The organism is Nonomuraea sp. NPDC048901, from assembly GCF_040649695.1.
GTDB lineage: Bacteria > Actinomycetota > Actinomycetes > Streptosporangiales > Streptosporangiaceae > Nonomuraea.
Genome location: NZ_JBEZFW010000011.1, coordinates 263,905 through 282,421, shown reverse-complemented (window position 1 = coordinate 282,421; position 18,517 = coordinate 263,905). Strand labels below are relative to the sequence as shown.

Below are 18,517 nucleotides of genomic sequence, written 5' to 3'. Positions count from 1 at the left end.
CTGGCGACCCGAGAGCGTGCGGGCGGCGCCGGGGATCGACCGCCCGCACCCCCATTCGCGGGCAGGGACGCCTCAAGCCTTTCAGCGCACCGTTGAGACCAGGCCGGGTGGGCTTCGGCCAGCTCTCTTTCATGGCTGTATTCGGCCACCAGCACAGCCACCTCCTCAGGCAAGTCGAGAACTAACTCCACGCCGGGGGTGTTCTCAGGCCACTCAGAAGATCGTGGAAAGCGCGCTCGTCTGAGTGGCGCGTCGGCGCATCACCCGCCGTCGACGTGGGCGCCCACGGGGCGCCCTCGCCTTCGTGATCAGTTGCCGCGAAGCACCGTCGTGGCCTTGTTACCGGCATAGTCCTCCAGGATGGCGACCACCTTGCTGGTGGCGCCGGACATGGTCACCGTCTCCGCGGCACGCGTGGTGCGGCCACGGATGATGTACGGCTTGGCACCCGAGCCGTACGTCGTCGTGAACGACTTCGCCTGGCCGTCCTCAAGGATGGTCAGGGTGTGCCAGTCCGGAAGCGTCGGCCGGGAGAACGTGAAGGTGTTCCCGTTGATCGCCACCGCCGAGGCCGGGTAGGGGCTGATCTCGGTGTCGGCGAACGTCCCGCGTACCCCGGTGACCGTGCCCGTTCCCGCCCGCAGGGTCAGGAGGTAGCCGTCGCCGTTGACGGGTACGCCGGTCAGCGTCGTGCTCGAGCTCGTTCCGGGGACTTGGACCTCCTTGGTGTACGGGTGGGCGGTGTCGAGGCTTTGGACCTTCAGCGTGATGGGCTGCCCGCTCGCCGGAGGCGTCCAGGTGGCCGTCAGCGTGCCGTCCGGCTTCGCCGACGCCTGCGCCTTGCCCGGTGCCGTGGACAGGTCGAACGACGTGGTCGCGGCCGGGCTCTCCGACCCGTCCGGGCCGACCGCCACCAGCTTGATCGTGCCCGACGTGGCCGTGAAGCGCTTGACGTAGTAGACGTCGTCGTAGGCGCCGCCGAGATAGGTGTCGTCCAGGTAGACGTCGTAGCGGCGTACCTTGTCGTAGGCGGAGCGCTTCCAGGACAGGAACAGTTCGCCGGTCGCGGGGAGCAGCTGGGTGATGCGCAGGTCCTGCGGCGCGGCGGGGGTGTGGTTCGTGCCGTCGCGCAGGGCCAGTGCGCCGAGGTTGACCTGGTATCCCGTGATGGGGCGGGCGCCGGCGGCGACGATCAGGCCGAGCGCGGCCACCTTCTGACCGGCGTACGCCGACAGGTCAGCCGACCGGGTCGTCCAGCCCGTGGTGCGCCGGCCCGAGCCGGCCAGCGGGACCTGGATCACCTTGGCCGGATCGGAGGCGAGGACCAGGCCGAGCCGGAGTTCGCCCCACTCCTGCTGATTGGACAGCCGGCCCTTGGTCCAGGTGGACAGGCCGTGGCCGGTGTTGAAGGAGGTGGCGAACGTGGTGCCGCCGATGACGGAGCGTTCGGCGACGTACTTGGAGATTCCCTTCCAGGTGCCCTCCGGCGTGGTGGTGCCGGCGGAGGAGCCGGTATCCGGCGACCCGCTGGGCGGCGGCCGACGACGCGACCTACCCGATCACGCTCGACATCGACTTCGGCCGCGGCCACCACCTTCGACGAGGTGGACCTCGACGAGTACACCGACTCAGGCACCAACCCGCGCGTCCAGACCTTCGAAGTGCGGCGATGGGACGCCGGGACCGGTGCCTGGGTGACGTTCGCGAGCCGGGCCAACGGCATCGGATACGACCTGGCCGTGACCGGTTTCGGCAGCGTCACGGCCTCCCGGCTCCGGGTGGCGCTCATCGGGAAGGTGCCGACGGAGGTGTACACCCCGACGCTGACCGAGATCGCCGTTCACCGGGCTGGCGAGTAGGTCTGATCGCTAATGTACCGAGATGAGTGAAGCGTTCCCCAGGCATGTGCTGTGCGTACTCGGCTCCGGGCTGGCCCTTTCCGAGATGGAACGGATCGCGTCCGGCTTCGGCGGGTTTGTCCTCGACCGTGAGTACTCCGAGGCCGAACCCGACTCCCGGATGCCGGAGGCGTTCGAGGCCAGCATGGCGGCGGCCTCGTTCGACGAGGCGGACTGGGCCGCGGTCGAGTCGCACGACACGGTCGGCTACCTGCTGTCCATGCCGATGATGCGGGAGTTGGCGTTCGACACGTCCCGGCGGCTGCTGGCGGTGACGGCCGCGCTGCTGCGGTCCGGCGCCACGGCGGTGAAGAACGAGAGCAGCGGGATCACGCACGGCCGGGACCGGTGGCTCGCACTGGCGGGCCAAGCGGCCGACATCCGGGAGGAGAGCCTGGCCGATCGAGCGGCCATCGCCACGCCCGAGGGCCTGGCCGACATCACGGACGAGGGCCTGGCCGACGTCACGGATGAAGGCCTGGCCGGCGCGCTCGTCGCCGCCTGGGTGAAGCGGCCGATCTACGACGGCCAGGTGCTCTACAGCTGCGGCATGCACCTGCTCGGCGCGCCCGAGGTGGAGATCGAGGTCGGTGCGGAGCCGCCGACGAAGGACGAGCTGCCTGAGCTGGTCGCGCACCTGGACACGCTGGCGATCTACCTGCTGACCGATCCGCGCGCGGCGGAGATCGAGGACGGCGCCGGGTTCCGGATGACCGAGGACGCGCCCCGCCGGCTGCTGCGCACCGGCACCTGCGACCGTTACGACGAGGACGATCTGTTCTTCAACCCGTACGGATACGTCCGGCTGACCCATGCGCGCTGACGGGCCGCCCGCGTCACAGGTGATGGACGCGCGCGGCCCGCGACGCGAGCGTCAGGTGCCGATGTTCGCCTGGGGTCCCGCGTAGGTCCTGAGCAGGGACGGGACATCGGCGGCCGGGTCGAGGGTGTAGGAGTAGAAGGACCCGGGGTTGAAGGCCGAGCCGGTGGTGGTGCTCAGCCCGTTTCCGCTGGTGGCGGCGAAACCGTCGGCGGTGCTCGGCCAGGTACGGGCGGCGCTCACTGGGTCGAAGGCCCCTCCGTCGGCGGCAGGGGAGGTCGCTTGAGCGGGCGCGGCGGCCACCCCGAGCGCGGCCAGGACGGTCAGCATGGTGAGTGTTGCACGGAAGTTCATGATCGTCCTTCAGGAGATGGGGTTCCAGCCGTCGGAGCCGGCCAGGTACTTCTGGGGCGTGTAGTTCGCGGCCTGGGCGTCGCTGTACTGCGGCCGGTTGGCGTTCGAGCCGGCGCCCGAGCCGGTGTTCCGGTACTCGAAGAAGCGGGCGTTCTTCCATGAGTTGCCGGACATGTCGGTCCACGGCTGGGCGGTTTTGATCACCGAGCTGAGCGTGGACTCCCGGTAGAGCACCTGGGCATTGGGCCGCCAGGGACGGCCCAGCGTGGTGGTCCCGGCCGAGGACCCTCCGGAGATCCGCGACTTGTAGAACAGGAAGCCGTAGGTCTTGGCCGCGTCGGTGCTCGCGGCCGTGATCGGGCCGCCGGTGCTGCGTTTCTCGTAGACGTCGCAGTTGTCGAAGACGATGGTGCCGCCGCCGAAGACGAAGTCGACGGTGCCCTCGACGTAGGAACCGGCGACGTAGGCGCGGGCCGCGTTGTTGACCAGGAAGGTGTCCTGGTCGCCGAGCAGGCGTACGTTGCGCAGGACCGCGCGGTCGGCGTTCAGGTTGAGCGCGACCGCCTGGTGGCCGGTGACGTTCGGGTTCTCGTCGAAGTCGTTGGAGATCGTCAGGTTGGTGGCGATGAAGTCGTGGCCGTCGACGAACGCGGTGGCGCTGTTGAATGTCCCGTACTGGCCCGCATAGTGATTGTTAACGATCACAGTCTGGGCCGCCGAAGAACCGAGTCCTTGGAGCGTGATGTACGGCTTGTTCGAGGGGACCCGGACGATCTCGCGATACGACCCGGCCGCGATGGTGATCGTCACCCGGCCGGCGTTGCCCGCGGGCACGGCGTCGATGGCGGCCTGCACGGTCCGGTAGGTGCCGGAGCCGTCCGCCGCCACGGTGGGCTTGGCCAGGGAATCGAAGGTGTCGGTGTCGGCCGCCGCCTGCGGTACGGCTCCGCACACCATCGCCGTGGCCGCCAGCAAGGCGGCGCCTGCATGCTTGCGTACGAACATGTCGCGTTCCCCTTCCTCTCGTCGTCACCGAGGAAGAGGCACCTTGACCGGGAAGTCAACTCAACAAGGGCAGGCGAGTCGAAATCCCAAGGTCACGCGTGAAGCTTTCAGGCGGGGAGCGGTAGTGGCGCGGACGCCTCGGCGATCAGCTGCCGGGTCGACGGGGTCACGACGGGTCCTTGATCTCGCAGATCACCGCGCCTGCCGCGACCGTGGCGCCTACCTGGGCGGACATCCCCACCACGGTGCCTGCCTTGTGGGCGGTGAGCGGCTGCTCCATCTTCATGGCCTCCAGGACCACGATGGTGTCGCCCTCGCGCACGGTGTCGCCGTCGGCGGCCACCAGCTTGACGATGGTGCCCTGCATCGGGCTGACCAGGGCGTCTCCGCTGGGCGCGGACCGCACGGCACTCGCGCCTCGGCGCCGGGGGGCGGCGCCCCTGGGCGGGCCGGCGCTCCGCGAACCGCCGAGCCCGGCGGGCAGGACGACTTCCAGGCGCTTGCCCGCCACCTCGACGGTGATCCGGTCCCGCTCCGCCGGTTCCGCCGCGGCGGCCGGTCCGGTGTAGGGGGTGAGGTGGTTGTCGAACTCGGTCTCGATCCAGCGGGTGTGGACGGTGAACGGCTCGGCGATGAACGCCGGATCGTCCACGACCGCCCGGTGGAAGGGCAGCGCGGTGGGCATGCCGTCGACCTCGAACTCGGCCAGCGCCCGGCGGGCGCGCTGGAGCGCCTGCTCGCGGGTGGCGCCGGTGACGATCAGCTTGGCGACCAGGGAGTCGAAGGAGCCGGGCACGGTCTCGCCCTGCTCGTAGCCGCCGTCGAGACGGACGCCGGGGCCTGAGGGGGCGTGCCAGCGGGTGATCGTGCCGGGGGCGGGCAGGAAGCCGCGGCCGGGGTCCTCGGCGTTGATCCGGAACTCGATCGAGTGGCCGCGAGCCGGCGGATCGTCGTAGCCCAGCGGCTCGCCGTCGGCGACGCGGAACATCTCGCGTACGAGGTCGATGCCGGTGACCTCCTCGCTGACCGGGTGCTCGACCTGCAGGCGGGTGTTGACCTCCAGGAAGGAGATCGTGCCGTCCTGGCCGACGAGGAACTCGCAGGTCCCGGCGCCGACGTAGCCGGCCTCGCGCAGGATGGCCTTGGAGCTGTCGCGCAGCAGGGCCTCCTGCTCCGCGGTGAGGAACGGCGCGGGCGCCTCTTCGACCAGTTTCTGGTGGCGACGCTGGAGCGAGCAGTCGCGGGTGCTGACCACGACCACGCCGCCGTGGGCGTCGGCCAGGCACTGGGTCTCGACGTGGCGGGGCCGGTCGAGGTAGCGCTCGACGAAGCACTCACCCCGCCCGAAGGCCGCCACCGCCTCGCGGACCGCACTGTCGTACAGGTCGGGGATCTCCTCCAGGGTGCGGGCGACCTTGAGGCCGCGCCCGCCACCGCCGAACGCCGCCTTGATGGCGATCGGCAGGCCATGCTCCCGCGCGAACGCCAGCACCTCGTCCGCCCCGGACACCGGGTCGGCCGTTCCGGCCACCAGCGGCGCCCCTACCTTCTGGGCGATGTGCCGGGCCTCCACCTTGTCGCCGAGGGCGGTGATCGCCGCCGGGGGCGGGCCGATCCAGACCAGCCCGGCGTCGATGACCGCCTGGGCGAAGGCGGCGTTCTCCGCCAGAAAGCCATAACCGGGATGTACGGCATCGGCGCCCGACCGCGCCGCCACCTCGATGATCTTGTCGATCGACAGGTACGTCTCCCCCGGCGTGGCGCCGTCCAGCGCGTACGCCTCGTCGGCCATGCGGGCGTGCAGCGCGTCGCGGTCGGGATCGGCGTAGACGGCCACGCAGCCGATGCCGGCGTCCCGGCAGGCGCGGACGATGCGGACGGCGATCTCGCCGCGGTTGGCGATCAGCACTTTGCGCAGGCTCACAGGTGTCCTCCCAGGTTCCAGCTCGACTCCCGCCAGCCGCGCGGGCCTGGCACGAGGGGACGGCGCAGCACGCGCCGTGGGCGGGTGACCGCCGGTCGCGGAGCGTCGGCCGCCGGCCGCACCAGGCGCAGGGCCACGACCAGGGCGGCGAGCTCCTCCGGCGTCGGAGCGCCCTTCACCACGCGCAACTCGACTTCGGGCGCCCGCTCGACGTCCTCGATCCCGGCTGCCCGCTCGACGTCCTCGATGTTGCTCACAGCGGTATGTTCCCGTGCTTCTTGGGCGGCAGGGCGTCGCGCTTGCCGCGCAGCAGCCGCAGCGCCCTGGTGACCTCGCGGCGGGTCTCGCTCGGCCGGATGACGGCGTCCACGTAGCCGCGTTCGGCCGCCAGGTATGGAGTCGCGAGGGTGTCCTCGTACTCGTGGACCAGCTCGGCGCGCAGCGCGTCGGGGTCGTCGGCGGCGGCCAGGCGTTTGCGGTGCAGGATGTTGACCGCGCCCTGGGCGCCCATGACCGCGATCTGGGCGGTGGACCAGGCCAGGTTGACGTCGGCGCCCAGGTGCTTGGAGCCCATCACGTCGTACGCGCCGCCGTAGGCCTTGCGGGTGATGACGGTGACGAGCGGGACGGTGGCCTCGCCGTAGGCGTACAGGAGTTTGGCGCCGCGCCGGATGATGCCGTTCCACTCCTGGTCGGTGCCGGGCAGGAAGCCGGGCACGTCCACCAGCGTGAGCACCGGGACGCTGAAGGCATCGCAGGTGCGTACGAACCGGGCGGCCTTCTCGGAGGCGTCGATGTCGAGCGTCCCGGCCAGCCGCATCGGCTGGTTGGCCACCACGCCGACCGGCCGCCCCTCGATCCGGCCGAAGCCGACCACGATGTTGGGCGCGAACAGCCCCTGCACCTCCAGGAACTCGCCGTCGTCCAGCAGCGCGCCGATCACCTCGTGCATGTCGTACGGCTGGTTCGGCGAGTCAGGGACCAGCACGTCCAGCGCCAGGTCGTCGGCGGAAGGCTCCAGGTCCGCCTCGAACACCGGGTGCGGCGGCTCGTCGAGGTTGTTGTCCGGCAGGTACGACAGCAACGCCCGGACGTAGTCCAGCGCGTCGTCCTCGTCGTGCGCCAGGTAGTGGGCCACGCCGCTGCGGCTGTTGTGCACCCGTCCGCCGCCGAGTTCCTCGAACGTGACGTCCTCGCCGGTCACGGTCTTGATCACGTCCGGGCCCGTGACGAACATGTGCGAGGACTCGTCCACCATGACCGTGAAGTCGGTGAGCGCCGGCGAGTACACGTGACCGCCCGCGCAGGCGCCCATGATGAGGGAGATCTGCGGGATCACGCCGGAGGCGCGGATGTTGCGGCGGAAGATCTCGCCGTACAGCCCGAGCGAGACCACACCCTCCTGGATGCGTGCCCCGGCGCCCTCGTTGATGCCGACGATCGGGCACCCGTTGCGCATCGCCAGGTCCATGACCTTGCAGATCTTCTGCCCGTACACCTCACCCAGACTGCCGCCCGCGACCGTGAAGTCCTGCGAGAACACGCACACCTGGCGGCCGTCCACCGTCCCGTACCCGGTCACCACGCCGTCGCCGTAACCGAGCGAACCCTTCATGAGGGCGTCCAGTTCGACGAACGAGCCGTCGTCCAGCAGTCGCTCGATCCGCTCGCGGGCGGTCAGCCTGCCCTTGGCGTGCTGCTTGGTCGCTGCCCGCGCCTCGGCGACGTGGACGGCCTCGTCGAGCCGCTCCTTCAGGCGGGCGAGGCTGCCCGCGGTGTCAGGTGGTCTCATCCATCACCGTCCATGGGACTGAGTTTCATAAGTACGGTACTGAGTTTCGTACGTTTTGGACACCCCTGAATCCGGAAGAATGGCCCCTGTGCCGAACCCGAGCATCAGCCACCGCCTGGCCGAAGCCGCCGTCGCCCTGTTCGACGAGAACGGCTACGACGCCACGACCGTGGACGACATCGCCGCCCGGGCGGGCGTGAGCCGCAGCACGTTCTTCCGCCATTACCACTCCAAGGAAGACGCGATCTTCCCCGACCACGACGCGCTGCTGGCCAAGATCGACACCCGCCTGCGCGCCTCCGCCGCCGACACCGCGATCGTGGCCATCACCGACGCCGTACGCCTGGTGCTCGCCCACTACGTCGACGACGCCGAGGTGTCGCTGCGCCGTTACCGCCTGGTCCGGGAGGTGCCCGCGCTGCGCGACCGGGAGATCGCCAGCGTGGCCCGCTACCAGCGGCTGTTCCGGGAGTTCGTCGGCGAATGGCTCGGCGACTCGCCCGACGCCGGACTGCGGGCCGAGCTCATGGCCGCCTCCGTCGTGGCGGCGCACAACCAGGTCCTGCGCGGCTGGCTGCGGGCAGGCGGCGCCTACGATCCCTTCGGGCTCCTGGACCACGCTCTCGGCTACGTCATCGCCACGTTCCGCCACCTGGAGCAGCCCCAGGAGAAGGGCGAGCAGGTGGTGGTGGCCACCTTCAGCCGCTCGGCCTCGCCACGGGCCGTCATGGACGCCATCCAAGCCCACCTCGAGACCCGCTGAGGCGACCTATCGCTCACCTGCGGGCAGGGCCGGCTCTTCTGCGGGCAGGTCGGAGTCGTGGAGCGTGGCCACGGCCGCGCGGATCTCCGCCTCCGGTGTGCCCGCCGGTGGATGAAGGTGCACCTGGTCGACCAGCCCGCCGAACCGGCGGCGCAGCTCCGCCGCCACTTCGGGCAGGGTGCCGCTCGTACAGAACGTGTCGAGCACCTCATCATCGACGAGGTCGGCCATCCGGTCCCAGCGGTCGGCCTCCGGACGGACCGACAGCGCGTGGAGGCGCTCGTGCAACTCCTCCCAGCCGTGAAGGGCGAGAACCCCTCGGTAGGCAGGGGTGGAGCCGTAGAAGGCGACCCGCCCGCGCAGCATCCGCCGCTGCTCGTCGACGGAGCCTTCCGGTGCGTACACGTGCGCGAAGCCGGGACAGTGGACGCTCACCTCTGACCGGTCACGGCCGCCCCGCTCCAGGCCCTCCTCCAGAGCCGGCAGGGTGACCTCGCGGAAATACCGTTCGGTGCTGAAGCCGTGCGGTATCAGCCCGTCCGCCACCTCACCGGCCAGCCGCGTCATGGCCGGGCCGACCGCGGCGAGGTGGATCGGCGGATTGTCGTGACCGTGCGGCGCCGGGCGGAAGGTCGCCGTCATGAGCGTGTGCCGGTAGTACTCCCCCACGTGCCGCACCTCCTCGCCCTTGTTCCAGTCGTTCCAGATCGCGCGCAGGGCGGTGATGTACTCCCGCATCCGGGTCACCGGTTTGCCCCACTCCATGCTGAAGCGGCGGGTGATGTGGGGCTTGGTCTGGGTGCCGAGGCCGAGGACGAAGCGCCCGCCGGAGAGCGCCTGAAGATCGTTGGTGACGTACGCCATTGCCATCGGCGTGCGCGCGAAGGCGACCGCGATGCCCGTCGCGAGCCGTACCCGGCTGGTCGCCTGGGCGGCCAGCGCCAGTGGCAGAAAGGGATCGTGATCGACCTCGGTGGTGGTGACGACGTCGAAGCCGACCTCCTCGGCCCATCCGGCGAACCGCGCTACCTCTGACGACGGCGGGCCACCGACGTGCACACCTACCTTCACCTGTACTCCTTACGTTGCTGGGTTGTTGATGTAGGCATCGCGCAGCTTGCGGCGTTGCAGCTTGCCCGTCTCGGTCCGCGGGAAGTCGGCGCGGAACTCGTACCGGCGCGGGATCTTGAACGAGGCCAGGAGCTCGGCGCAGTGCGCGCGGAGTTCGGCGGCCAGCTCGTCACCGGGCACCGCGCCGGCGGCCGGTTGAACGACCGCGAGCACGCTCTGACCCCAGTCCGGATCCGGCACGCCGATGACCGCGACGTCGGCGACGCCGGGATGCGTGATCAGGGCCTGCTCGATCTCGGCCGGATAGATGTTCACGCCGCCGGAGATGATCAGGTCCGTCCTCCGGTCCAGCAGGAACAGGTAACCGTCCTCGTCGAAGTAGCCGTAGTCGCCGGCGGTGGCCAGGTCGCCCCGCCGCGCGGCCGCGGTCTTGTCCGAGTCGTTGTTGTACTCGAAGGCCGGCCGCCGCCCCGGCGTGCCGAAGTAGATCGTGCCCGCCTCCCCGACAGGCACCTCCTTGCCGTCCTCGTCGAGGATCTTCACGTCCGTGTTCGGCACCGGCCGTCCCACGGTGCCGGGCTTGCGCAGCCACTCCTGGGGACTCACCAGGGAGACGCTGCCCTCGGTGGATCCCAGGTACTCCCACACCCGCGGGCCCAGCCACTCCATCATCTGCTGCTTGATCGGCACCGGGCACGGCGCCCCCGCGTGGATGACCGCCTCCAGGCTGGACAGGTCGTACGCGGACCGCACCTCCTCAGGCAGGCGCAGCAGGCGGTGGAAGTGCGTGGGAACCATGTGCACGCTGGTCACGCGGTATCGCTCCACCGCCCGCAGCACACCCTCGGCATCGAACCTGTCCTGGATCACCACCGTATGGCCGAGGTGCAGGAAGCCGGAGGCGTGGCCGCCGGGCGCGGCGTGGTAGATCGGCGAGCACACCAGGTGCGCCCCCTCGGCCACGGTGACCTCGTAGCGGGAGACAAAGGCCGCGTACGACGTGATCGCCGCCTCCGGCAGGATGTCCGGCAGCGCGAACCGTACGCCCTTGGGGCTGCCCGTGGTGCCCGAGGTATAGCCCATGACGGACCCGAGCCGGCGCTGCGGCGGCGCGTCGGACGGCTCGCCCGCACCCAGCTCCGGGTAGGGCCGCCAGCCGTCCACCGCGCCGCCGACCACGAACCGGTGCTCCGGCAGCGACTCCGGCGGCAGCGTCGCCGCCTGCTCGGCGTCCATGACCACGACCTTGGCCCCGGTGTCGTGGATGATGTACCGCATCTCGGCCGGGGCCAGCCGCCAGTTCACCGGGACCAGGAACATCCCGACCTGCCCCAGGGCCAGCGACAGCTCCAGATACTCGTGACCGTTGTGCACCGCCACCGCCACGGCGTCACCCGCCGTGAGGCCGTGCGACCGCAGGGCGCGCGAGACGCGGTTGACCCGCGCCAGCAGTTCGCCGGAGGTGAGAGCCGATCCGTCCGGATCGATGATGGCCACCCGGCCGGGGTCGGCGGCGGCGATCTCGTAGAAGCCGATGGGCGCCGTGGGCGATGGGGTGGTACTCGATTGAGTATCAGGGGACATAGCGCTTCCCTCTCCTGTCGGCATGAAGGGGCCTAAGGTGATGCTCGGCTCACTTGGGGATTTGTGCCATGAAGAGCGATGGCGGAAGGCCGTCGGCCTTGGGGCGGAACGACGTCGCGACCTTGGCCGCGAGGTCCTGGAGGTCCCACGGGCCGTCCGAGGCGATGGTCTCGATGACCTCGGGGGTGTTCCACAACCTGACCTCGTAGCCGGCGGCGCCGAGCGTACGCCCCGAAAGCCAGTCCGACTCGGTGGAGGCGAGGTAGGTGACGATCGGCCCGATGTTGTCCGGCGACATGACCTCCGCGAGGCCGGAATCGTCGCCGAGCTTCTTGTCGTCCGGCACGGTGGCGGTCAGGCGGGTGGCGGCGCCGGGGGCGATGGCGTTCGCGGTCACGCCGTAGCGGGCCAGGCCGTTGGCGAGTGAGGCGGTCAGGCCGATGATGCCCATCTTCGCGGCGGCGTAGTTGGGCTGGCCCGGGGAGCCCTGGAGCGCCGAGTCCGAGGTGAAGTTGATGACGCGGTAGTGGCCGTCCGGGTTGCGCTGCCCGCGCCAGTACGCGGCCGCGGGCTTGATCGTGCTGTAGTGGCCGCGCAGGTGTACCCGGATGACCGCGTCCCAGTCCTCCTCGGGCAGATTGAAGATCATCTTGTCGCGGAGGATGCCGGCGACGTTGACGACGATGTCGAGCCCGCCGTAGTTCTCCACGGCCAGGTCGACCAGGCGCCGGCCGGTCGCGGTCTCGGCGATGTCGCCGGTGTCGGCGACGGCCTGGCCGCCGAGGTCGTTGATCTCCTTGGCGATGTCCTGTACGGGACCGGCGTCGCCGCCCGTGCCGTCCGGGCCGGCGCCGAGGTCGTTGAGCACGAGCTTCGCGCCCTGGGCGGCGAACATCCGGCCGATGGAGGCGCCGATGCCGCGGCCCGCGCCGGTGATGATGGCGATCCTGCCGTCGAGAGCTCCCATGGAATGCCCTTCCTGTGTGCGCAGCGGTCGTTAGGACTGTTCAGTGGGGATCGGTTCCGTCAGGTAGGCGGGCATCGAGAGGGTGAGCATCATGGAGACGACCATGCCGCCGAAGGCCAGCACCGCGACGATCCGGCCGGGGCTGCTCGCGTTCGTGAGGGTCACGGGCTGGGGGCCATGTGTGTGCTCCTTCCGGGAGGCCGCGTCAGGGCCGTATCCGTGAGCCGATCAAGCCGTTGGCGCGCTGATCCGCACGCTAATACAGACGAACTTGGTCTGTAAATAGCCGCTCAACAAGTGACCAATCACGGACAGGCCAGACATCCCAGGACGGTCAGACGCTCTGGGATGGCCGGTCAGACGTCTTGGACTGCTGACCGGTAGCCGACGGCCGACAGCACGAAGTCGACGGTCTCCTCGGCGAACTTCTCCTTGCGCTTGATCAGCGCGGGCATCTGGCTGGCCGGTGTCGACAGAACGTGGTTGGTCAGAATGCCGGCGACCGCGTCCAGCACCCGAGCCGGGGACGTCCCCGCCGGAAGTTCGCCCCGGTCGATGCCGCTCACCACGATGGCGCGGCCCTCCTTGATGCGCTCTCGCTGGAGCCGCTCCAGCGCATGACCGAACAGCTCCGGATAGACCTTGGCCTCGATCTGCGCCCGCAGGATGACCAGGCCCCGTCGATCGAAGTAGCCGTTGAGGATGTTCACCGCCATGACGACCAGGTCCTCCCGCAGCAGCCCCGACCGCTTCGGGGCATTCGGGCCAGGGTCGGGGTGCATGGCCGTCAACGCGTCGACGATCAGCTTCTCCTTGCTGCCCCACCTGCTGTAGAGGGCCGCCTTCCCCACTCGCGCCCGCCGCGCCACCACGTCCAGGCTGAACCCCGCCCAGCCCACCTCGCCGTACAGGTCGAGCGCCGCGGCATGGACCCGCGCTTCGAGGTCCGGGTCCGGCGGGCGACCTCGTCCACTCATGGACTCAGTGTGCCAGACGATCATGCACCCCAGAACGACCCCCCGACGGCCGCACGCTCCCCGACCACGGCCCGCACCACACACGGCGCCATCCGCGCCCGACCCGCACCACACGCGACGGCCCGCCGGAACGCGCCGGTCGAGAGCGCGCACAGGCGCACCCCACTCCCGCCATCCTCTACAGCCTGTAGAGTATCCGCGATATTCGGGCGAAAGGGTGGAAAATGCTGGGTTGGTTCCGGGTCGTGGCGGTGGCCGAGGCATGCTCGTGGGCAGGGCTGCTGGTCGGGATGTTCTTCAAGTACGTGACCGCGACCGGCGAACTCGGTGTGAAGGTGTTCGGGCCGATCCACGGAGCGCTGTTCGTGCTGTACGTGATCGGAGTCCTGCTCTCGGCGCGCGAGGCGGGCTGGAGCCGGGGCGCGGTGGTGCTGGGCCTGGCGTGCGCGGTCCCGCCGTTCTGCTCCCTGTGGTTCGAACGGCGGATGGCGGCGCGCGCGACGGCCGACCAGCCCGCCTGAGGGAAGCCACCGGGGATGCCGTTCGCGCCGACAGCAGACACGTTCGGCGCGAACGTGCGCCGCGCCGAACGCCGGCCGGGCCGGGCTACAACGCCTGGACCAGGGCCACGATCACCGAGGTCAGCGCGATCGGCCCCATCACGGCCACCGTCACCACGGTCGCGCTGCGGCCGGGCAGGAAGCGGGCGAGGATGTCCGAGGCGGCCCACCGCACCGTCCCCGAGCCGGGCAGCACGAACAGCCCCAGCGTGAACGCGCCGGCGGCCAAGGACTCCGCGTGCCCGACGCTCAACCGGCCGGCCATGTGCAGGAAAGTCGCGGCGGCGATGCCGAACGCCAGCGACAGGAGCATGTGACCCCCCGCCACGAGCGCCTCCCTGGAAAACGTCCGCTCGTTCTCGCCCAAGAAGTATTCGGCCACGCGCAGCGCAAGCGTGAGCGCCGCCGCCAGCAGCCCCATGGCGACCGGCATGACGACGGTCAACGCCATCAGCGTCACGACCGCGAGCACCCCGACGAACCCGCTACCGGCCAAGAACCGCTGGAGGTCGAAGGGCTCCTTGGGAGCCGGGGCCGGGCGGCGCTCCTCCGGCTGATCGGTGTGGACGGTCGGCGCCGGGGCGGGTACGTACGGCGGCTGCTCCTGGCGCCTCGCGGCGTAGTCGACCGGCGGGAGCAGGTCGGAGACGGCGTCCATGGTGAGCGTGCTGTCTCCGCGCCCCTTGGCCTCACCCAGGCGGGCCGCCGGCGGACGATCTCGGTGCCATTCGGCCTGAGCCGGGCGGCCCGCCGGATCGAGCGCCCTGGCCATCCGCAGCAGTTCCCGCGCGCTGGGCCGGGCCGCCGGATCGACCTGCAGCGCCCGGCCGAGCCAGTCCCGCAGCCACACCGGCGCCTTGTCGAGCTGCACCCGCCCTTCCATGGTGTTGAAGCAGACCGTCTCGAACGCCCCCGTCCCGAACGGCGGCAGCCCGGTGGCGGCGAAGAACACCGTCGAGGCGAGCGCGTGCACATCGGCCGCCTGGGTGATCTGCGAGTCGCGGATGATCTCCGGCGCCAGATAGCCCGGCGTCCCCACGAACATGCCCGTCAGCGTGAGCCGGGTCGCGTTCACCAGATGCGCGATGCCGAAGTCGATGACCAGCGGCTCGCCGCCGACCAGCATGACGTTGGACGGTTTGAGGTCCCGATGGATCACACCGGCCGCGTGCACGTCCACCAGCGCCTGGCACAGCCCCTGGGCGAGCCTGATGACCTCGCGCGCCTCCATCGGGCCCTGGGACAGCACGGTGTCCTCCAGCGTGCGGCCCGCGGCGAAACGGGTCACCACATACGGCCGGCCGCCCGTCAGCTCGGCGTCGATCACCTCGGCGACGTACGGGCTGCGCACCCGCCGCATGGTCTCCACCTCGCGGACCAGCCGGTCACGGGCCTTGAGGTCGGCGGCCACGTGCTGGTGCAGCACTTTGATCGCGACTTTGCGGCCCGCGCCGTCGAGACCGAGGTGGACGACCCCCATGCCGCCCTCGCCGATCTTCTCGATCATCCGATAAGGGCCGAGCTGCTCCTGAGCTTGAGTGCCCATTCCCGACGTCATCCTCCGTGATCCCCCCGGCACGCCGCGCATCCATACGCCCTGGCTTGGACATTCTGCCTCAGCGATTTCCCCGAGATGCACAGTAAGCGAAGATCGATGCGCCTCTGCCCCAAGCGACTTCTCCGCGCGACAGAGCGCCTCAGCCCATGGTCTGCCGATCGGGTTCGATGAGCGCGACGACTCGCTCCACATCGCGCGCGTAGGGGCCGCCGATGTACTTCGTCGAGATCCGGTCGACGATCTCCCAGGCGGCGTCGCCCTCGATCCACTCGACGACCCTGCCGCGGACGATGACCGGCTGGAACGGGTTGTCGGGCGGCGTCAGGGAGAGCGCGACCCGGGGATCGCGCCGCAGGTTGCGGGCCTTCTGGGAGTCCGGGCCTGTCATGATCGCGACTTGCTCGCCGTACGTGCCGACCCAGACCGGAACGGAGTGAGGGGCACCGTCAGGGAGGACGGTGGCGAGGTGGGCGAGCGAGGTGCCGTCGAGCACGTGGCGTACGTCGGGCTTGAGCATGGTGACCATCTCCTAGCGGCGGCCTTTGGGTTCCTTGAAGAGACTCCATGACCGTAACACTCGAAGTTCCCTAAGGGAACCCCAATTGCTAGACTCCGCTCATGCAACGCACGAACTTCAGGGAGATGGCCTGCTCCATCGCACGCACCCTCGACGTGATCGGGGAGCCGTGGTCGCCGTTGATCCTGCGTGACGTGTGGGCCGGGGTGAGCAGGTTCGACCAGATCCAGGCCGACCTCGGGATCTCCCGCAAGGTGCTGACCGAGCGGCTCAACCACCTCGTCGACCAGGGCGTGCTGGAGCGCCACGCCTACGACATGCGGCCGCGCTATGAGTATCACCTGACGGCGAAGGGCAGCGAGCTCGTCGACCTGCTCATGGTCATGGCTGGCTGGGGGGACAGGTGGCTCGCGGGTGAGGCCGGCCCGCCGGTGCTCTACCGCCATCACGCGTGCGGTGAGATCAGCAGCGTCGACCTGCGCTGCGCCCACTGCGGCGAGCCGATGCACGCGGGCGACGTCGACCTGCTGCCCGGCCCCGGCGCGGCCGGGTGACCGACTTCTTCCAGGAACCCGGCAGGTCAGTAGAACTCGACCGTGTCGACGACGTTCACGAGCGGATGCCCGTCGAGCAGCCGCGTGGCATTGTCGGCGAACAGCTCGACGACGGCCGCCTCCTCGTCCACGGCGAGGGCCGCGGTATGCGGGCTGATCAGGACGTACGGCATGGTCCAGAGCGGGCTCTCGGCGGGCAGCGGCTCGACCTCGAACACATCGAGGGCGGCGAAGCCGATCCGTCCGTCCGCCAGCGCCGCGATGAGCGCCGATTCGTCGACCACGGTGCCTCGGCCCACATTCACAAATGTGGCGCCTCACCCTCAAGGGAACGCCGACGCTCTATTACGGCGACGAACTCGGCCTCCCCGACTCCCCCGTCGACAGCGAGCACGCCCGCGACTGCGCCGAACTACGCGCGCCCGGTCTCGGCCTCGGCCGTGACCCGCAGCGGATGCCCATGCCGTGGCAAGAAAAGCCGGCGCACGCCGGATTCGGTCCCGATGACGTCGAGACTTGGCTGCCCATACCTTCGTGGGCGGGAGAGTTCAGCGTCGAGAGCCAGGAATTCGACCCCGGCTCGGTCCTCTCCCTCGTCAAAGAACTCCTGTCGCTCCGGAAAGAGCTGGCCGTACTGCGCGAAGGCAGTATCACCGTGTTGTCCGCCCACCCGGACCATCTCGTCTATCGCCGGGGTGACGGCGAAGACGCGGTTCTCGTAGCGGTGAATCTTTCCGACCGTGACCAGAGAATCGCGTTTCCTGGATTCACGAGCACGCTTTGGTCCTCGCACGCGACCGTCCACGAGCGAGACCAGCCGACCGACGCGGTCACCCTCGCGCCTTTCGAGGCTCGGCTCCTTACCGGGTCTCAGGGGAATGGTTTCGCATCCGCCGTACAACGAGCAGTCCACCGACGCCCGGAATGACGGCGCGCCAGCGGACGCCCGACGGGAGGGCGGCCGGGGCCAGCAGAGCGGTCACGACGATCACGAGGTAGGCCGTGCCGTGGAGCGGGCCGACCAGCGTCGCGACCGCCGGCGTGTGCGTGGTGAGCAGGTTGCCCAGCAGGACCACCAGGGAGACCAGCTCCACGGCCGCGGCGAGCCGCAACGTACGCAGGAGGGTCATGGAGACGGAGACCCAGATCTCGCCGATCCGGCCCTGGACCATGGCCGCGGCGATCCCGACCACCGGCACGACGATGCCGAACAGGCCGTAGCCCCGGGTGACCCGGTGCAGCGCAAGGGCCACGGCCCGATTCCGCTCGGTCTCGGTCGAGACCCGCGTCGGCGCGTCACCGACCGCCGAATCCACGGCAACGGGTGCGTAGCGGGGAAACAGGCTGGCCGCGATGGCCGATCCGCCGACGAACACGATGCCGGCGAGTACGTGTATCGACAGCAACAGACCTTCCATGGATGCTCCCTCATAGCCTTCAGGTAGCCTGAAGGCTAGCACGAAAGCTTCAGGCAGACTGAAGGTTGTTTGGGCGGCCTGTGCTACAAAGCCGCGCGAACAGTCAGGTCAGTGGCGCTTGAAGGAGTTAGCGGGCCCCGAAGCAGTTAGCGAGCCTCGAAGGCGGCGCGGACGGCGTCGGCGATCTGCCGCTGGATCGGGTCGGACTCGGGACCGAACAGGTGGTCATCGACTCCGGCCACCGCCTCTTTGGCCGCCTCGAGGAGGCGCGCACCGTCAGGCGTGAGCTCGATCGTCGAGGCGGAGCCGGCGCGGGCGACACTGTCACTCACGAGCCCAGCGGCGGCGAGCGCCTTCACCGCGCTGTGGGCGCTCTGCACCGTGGTCCCCGACATCCGCGCCAGATCGCTGAACGACACCCCGGGCACACCGGCGATGTGACCCAGCAGCCCGAGCTTGCTGACCGTGAGGTCGAGCGCGGCCAGAGCGGCGTTGAGCTCGGCCTCGATCCGGCGCGCCAGAGTCAGCAGCACGACGGAGACACTGGTCACGGGCGGACCGGGACGGCCGTTCTCGGTGGTCATCCCTCCAGTTTCCCGCACCCTGGAAGGCCGCACCGACACAGTAGGGCTCGCGCCGGCTGACGATCGTGTCCACGCTGAGCCGGCGGGAGTCGTCGGCCAAGCTTCGTCGGGCGTTCCCCCTGCCGTCACAGATGATCGGCAGCCTGGTGCGCGGCAGGAGAGGCGCCCGTC

General features: G+C 69.9%; 22 protein-coding genes. 6 read left to right on the top strand and 16 right to left on the bottom strand.

Going from position 1 to position 18,517, the window contains the following annotated elements; genetic code table 11:
• Positions 1–308: 308 nt before the first annotated feature.
• Entirely contained in the window at positions 309–1,301 is a 993-nt protein-coding gene (locus AB0C30_RS34985; protein WP_357952423.1) for a hypothetical protein, read from the bottom strand.
• A 303-nt stretch (positions 1,302–1,604) separates the two neighbouring features.
• Between AB0C30_RS34985 and AB0C30_RS34980 the strand changes: the two genes are divergently transcribed.
• Positions 1,605–1,859, top strand: a complete 255-nt coding sequence (locus AB0C30_RS34980) for a hypothetical protein (protein WP_357952422.1) — start codon at positions 1,605–1,607, stop codon at positions 1,857–1,859.
• A gap of 22 nt (positions 1,860–1,881) precedes the next feature.
• On the top strand, positions 1,882–2,721 hold the full coding sequence (locus tag AB0C30_RS34975) for a hypothetical protein (RefSeq protein ID WP_357952421.1): 840 nt from the start codon (positions 1,882–1,884) through the stop codon (positions 2,719–2,721).
• Positions 2,722–2,772: 51 nt separating this feature from the next.
• Here the strand turns inward: AB0C30_RS34975 and AB0C30_RS34970 are convergent, their stop codons facing one another.
• From AB0C30_RS34970 to AB0C30_RS34950, 5 genes are all read right to left on the bottom strand, one after another.
• Positions 2,773–3,072 carry a hypothetical protein gene (locus tag AB0C30_RS34970; protein ID WP_357952420.1) on the bottom strand — a complete coding sequence of 100 codons (300 nt, stop codon included), beginning with the start codon at positions 3,070–3,072 and terminating at the stop codon, positions 2,773–2,775.
• Positions 3,073–3,081: 9 nt separating this feature from the next.
• The gene (locus tag AB0C30_RS34965) at positions 3,082–4,077 is read right to left on the bottom strand and encodes a pectinesterase family protein (RefSeq protein WP_357952419.1); all 996 of its coding nucleotides are present in this window, start codon (positions 4,075–4,077) and stop codon (positions 3,082–3,084) included.
• 166 nt (positions 4,078–4,243) lie between these two features.
• Positions 4,244–5,995, bottom strand: coding sequence for a biotin carboxylase N-terminal domain-containing protein (locus AB0C30_RS34960; protein ID WP_357952532.1), 1,752 nt, complete (start codon positions 5,993–5,995; stop codon positions 4,244–4,246).
• Positions 5,996–5,997: 2 nt separating this feature from the next.
• Complete coding sequence (locus AB0C30_RS34955) at positions 5,998–6,258, bottom strand: acyl-CoA carboxylase subunit epsilon (protein ID WP_357952418.1); 261 nt, start codon at positions 6,256–6,258, stop codon at positions 5,998–6,000.
• Positions 6,255–7,793: an acyl-CoA carboxylase subunit beta gene (locus AB0C30_RS34950; RefSeq protein WP_357952416.1), complete on the bottom strand. Its 1,539-nt coding sequence runs from the start codon at positions 7,791–7,793 to the stop codon at positions 6,255–6,257. The genes AB0C30_RS34955 and AB0C30_RS34950 overlap by 4 nt, the downstream gene beginning before the upstream one ends.
• 79 nt (positions 7,794–7,872) lie before the next feature.
• Between AB0C30_RS34950 and AB0C30_RS34945 the strand changes: the two genes are divergently transcribed.
• Positions 7,873–8,556: a TetR family transcriptional regulator gene (locus AB0C30_RS34945; RefSeq protein WP_357952415.1), complete on the top strand. Its 684-nt coding sequence runs from the start codon at positions 7,873–7,875 to the stop codon at positions 8,554–8,556.
• Positions 8,557–8,562: 6 nt separating this feature from the next.
• On the opposite strand, the gene AB0C30_RS34940 is transcribed toward AB0C30_RS34945, so the two are convergent.
• The 5 genes from AB0C30_RS34940 to AB0C30_RS34920 all read right to left on the bottom strand — a co-directional run bounded on the left by AB0C30_RS34940 (position 8,563) and on the right by AB0C30_RS34920 (position 13,155).
• Positions 8,563–9,627 carry a TIGR03617 family F420-dependent LLM class oxidoreductase gene (locus tag AB0C30_RS34940; RefSeq protein ID WP_357952414.1) on the bottom strand — a complete coding sequence of 355 codons (1,065 nt, stop codon included), beginning with the start codon at positions 9,625–9,627 and terminating at the stop codon, positions 8,563–8,565.
• Positions 9,628–9,636: 9 nt separating this feature from the next.
• A complete protein-coding gene (locus AB0C30_RS34935) occupies positions 9,637–11,211 on the bottom strand; it encodes an AMP-binding protein (protein ID WP_357952413.1) in 1,575 nt (524 codons plus the stop codon).
• A 49-nt stretch (positions 11,212–11,260) separates the two neighbouring features.
• Positions 11,261–12,178: an SDR family NAD(P)-dependent oxidoreductase gene (locus AB0C30_RS34930; protein WP_357952412.1), complete on the bottom strand. Its 918-nt coding sequence runs from the start codon at positions 12,176–12,178 to the stop codon at positions 11,261–11,263.
• 30 nt (positions 12,179–12,208) lie between these two features.
• The gene (locus AB0C30_RS34925; RefSeq protein ID WP_357952411.1) at positions 12,209–12,343 is read right to left on the bottom strand and encodes a hypothetical protein; all 135 of its coding nucleotides are present in this window, start codon (positions 12,341–12,343) and stop codon (positions 12,209–12,211) included.
• Positions 12,344–12,534: 191 nt separating this feature from the next.
• On the bottom strand, positions 12,535–13,155 hold the full coding sequence (locus AB0C30_RS34920) for a TetR/AcrR family transcriptional regulator (RefSeq protein WP_357952410.1): 621 nt from the start codon (positions 13,153–13,155) through the stop codon (positions 12,535–12,537).
• Between the two features lie 224 nt (positions 13,156–13,379).
• Between AB0C30_RS34920 and AB0C30_RS34915 the strand changes: the two genes are divergently transcribed.
• Positions 13,380–13,676, top strand: coding sequence for a DUF3817 domain-containing protein (locus AB0C30_RS34915; protein WP_357952409.1), 297 nt, complete (start codon positions 13,380–13,382; stop codon positions 13,674–13,676).
• 85 nt (positions 13,677–13,761) lie between these two features.
• Here AB0C30_RS34915 and AB0C30_RS34910 read toward each other — a convergent pair whose 3' ends face one another.
• The gene (locus AB0C30_RS34910; protein WP_357952408.1) at positions 13,762–15,261 is read right to left on the bottom strand and encodes a serine/threonine-protein kinase; all 1,500 of its coding nucleotides are present in this window, start codon (positions 15,259–15,261) and stop codon (positions 13,762–13,764) included.
• Between the two features lie 151 nt (positions 15,262–15,412).
• Positions 15,413–15,790 (bottom strand): PPOX class F420-dependent oxidoreductase, encoded by a 378-nt coding sequence (locus AB0C30_RS34905; RefSeq protein ID WP_357952407.1) that lies wholly within the window; start codon positions 15,788–15,790, stop codon positions 15,413–15,415.
• A 101-nt stretch (positions 15,791–15,891) separates the two neighbouring features.
• Here AB0C30_RS34905 and AB0C30_RS34900 point away from each other — a divergent pair, with 101 nt between their 5' ends.
• The gene (locus tag AB0C30_RS34900; RefSeq protein WP_357952405.1) at positions 15,892–16,344 is read left to right on the top strand and encodes a helix-turn-helix domain-containing protein; all 453 of its coding nucleotides are present in this window, start codon (positions 15,892–15,894) and stop codon (positions 16,342–16,344) included.
• A gap of 26 nt (positions 16,345–16,370) precedes the next feature.
• Here the strand turns inward: AB0C30_RS34900 and AB0C30_RS34895 are convergent, their stop codons facing one another.
• Complete coding sequence (locus AB0C30_RS34895; RefSeq protein ID WP_357952404.1) at positions 16,371–16,649, bottom strand: NAD(P)-dependent oxidoreductase; 279 nt, start codon at positions 16,647–16,649, stop codon at positions 16,371–16,373.
• A 2-nt stretch (positions 16,650–16,651) separates the two neighbouring features.
• Here AB0C30_RS34895 and AB0C30_RS34890 point away from each other — a divergent pair, with 2 nt between their 5' ends.
• On the top strand, positions 16,652–17,272 hold the full coding sequence (locus AB0C30_RS34890) for a DUF3459 domain-containing protein (RefSeq protein ID WP_357952403.1): 621 nt from the start codon (positions 16,652–16,654) through the stop codon (positions 17,270–17,272).
• On the opposite strand, the gene AB0C30_RS34885 is transcribed toward AB0C30_RS34890, so the two are convergent.
• Both AB0C30_RS34885 and AB0C30_RS34880 read right to left on the bottom strand, forming a co-directional pair.
• On the bottom strand, positions 17,205–17,762 hold the full coding sequence (locus AB0C30_RS34885) for a hypothetical protein (protein ID WP_357952402.1): 558 nt from the start codon (positions 17,760–17,762) through the stop codon (positions 17,205–17,207). The genes AB0C30_RS34890 and AB0C30_RS34885 overlap by 68 nt on opposite strands.
• A 146-nt stretch (positions 17,763–17,908) precedes the next feature.
• The gene (locus tag AB0C30_RS34880) at positions 17,909–18,346 is read right to left on the bottom strand and encodes a MarR family winged helix-turn-helix transcriptional regulator (RefSeq protein ID WP_357952401.1); all 438 of its coding nucleotides are present in this window, start codon (positions 18,344–18,346) and stop codon (positions 17,909–17,911) included.
• Positions 18,347–18,517: the final 171 nt, after the last annotated feature.

Bases quoted from the DNA above. Each gene is read 5' to 3' on its own strand.
- AB0C30_RS34930 (WP_357952412.1), bottom strand. From the start codon at position 12,178: ATGGGAGCTCTCGACGGCAGGATCGCCATCATCACCGGCGCGGGCCGC.
- AB0C30_RS34950 (WP_357952416.1), bottom strand. From the start codon at position 7,793: ATGAGACCACCTGACACCGCGGGCAGCCTCGCCCGCCTGAAGGAGCGG.
- AB0C30_RS34900 (WP_357952405.1), top strand. From the start codon at position 15,892: ATGCAACGCACGAACTTCAGGGAGATGGCCTGCTCCATCGCACGCACC.
- AB0C30_RS34885 (WP_357952402.1), bottom strand. From the start codon at position 17,762: ATGGAAGGTCTGTTGCTGTCGATACACGTACTCGCCGGCATCGTGTTC.
- AB0C30_RS34910 (WP_357952408.1), bottom strand. From the start codon at position 15,261: ATGGGCACTCAAGCTCAGGAGCAGCTCGGCCCTTATCGGATGATCGAG.
- AB0C30_RS34890 (WP_357952403.1), top strand. From the start codon at position 16,652: ATGTGGCGCCTCACCCTCAAGGGAACGCCGACGCTCTATTACGGCGAC.
- AB0C30_RS34880 (WP_357952401.1), bottom strand. From the start codon at position 18,346: ATGACCACCGAGAACGGCCGTCCCGGTCCGCCCGTGACCAGTGTCTCC.
- AB0C30_RS34965 (WP_357952419.1), bottom strand. From the start codon at position 4,077: ATGTTCGTACGCAAGCATGCAGGCGCCGCCTTGCTGGCGGCCACGGCG.
- AB0C30_RS34945 (WP_357952415.1), top strand. From the start codon at position 7,873: ATGGCCCCTGTGCCGAACCCGAGCATCAGCCACCGCCTGGCCGAAGCC.
- AB0C30_RS34975 (WP_357952421.1), top strand. From the start codon at position 1,882: ATGAGTGAAGCGTTCCCCAGGCATGTGCTGTGCGTACTCGGCTCCGGG.
- AB0C30_RS34920 (WP_357952410.1), bottom strand. From the start codon at position 13,155: ATGAGTGGACGAGGTCGCCCGCCGGACCCGGACCTCGAAGCGCGGGTC.
- AB0C30_RS34915 (WP_357952409.1), top strand. From the start codon at position 13,380: ATGCTGGGTTGGTTCCGGGTCGTGGCGGTGGCCGAGGCATGCTCGTGG.
- AB0C30_RS34935 (WP_357952413.1), bottom strand. From the start codon at position 11,211: ATGTCCCCTGATACTCAATCGAGTACCACCCCATCGCCCACGGCGCCC.
- AB0C30_RS34905 (WP_357952407.1), bottom strand. From the start codon at position 15,790: ATGCTCAAGCCCGACGTACGCCACGTGCTCGACGGCACCTCGCTCGCC.
- AB0C30_RS34970 (WP_357952420.1), bottom strand. From the start codon at position 3,072: ATGAACTTCCGTGCAACACTCACCATGCTGACCGTCCTGGCCGCGCTC.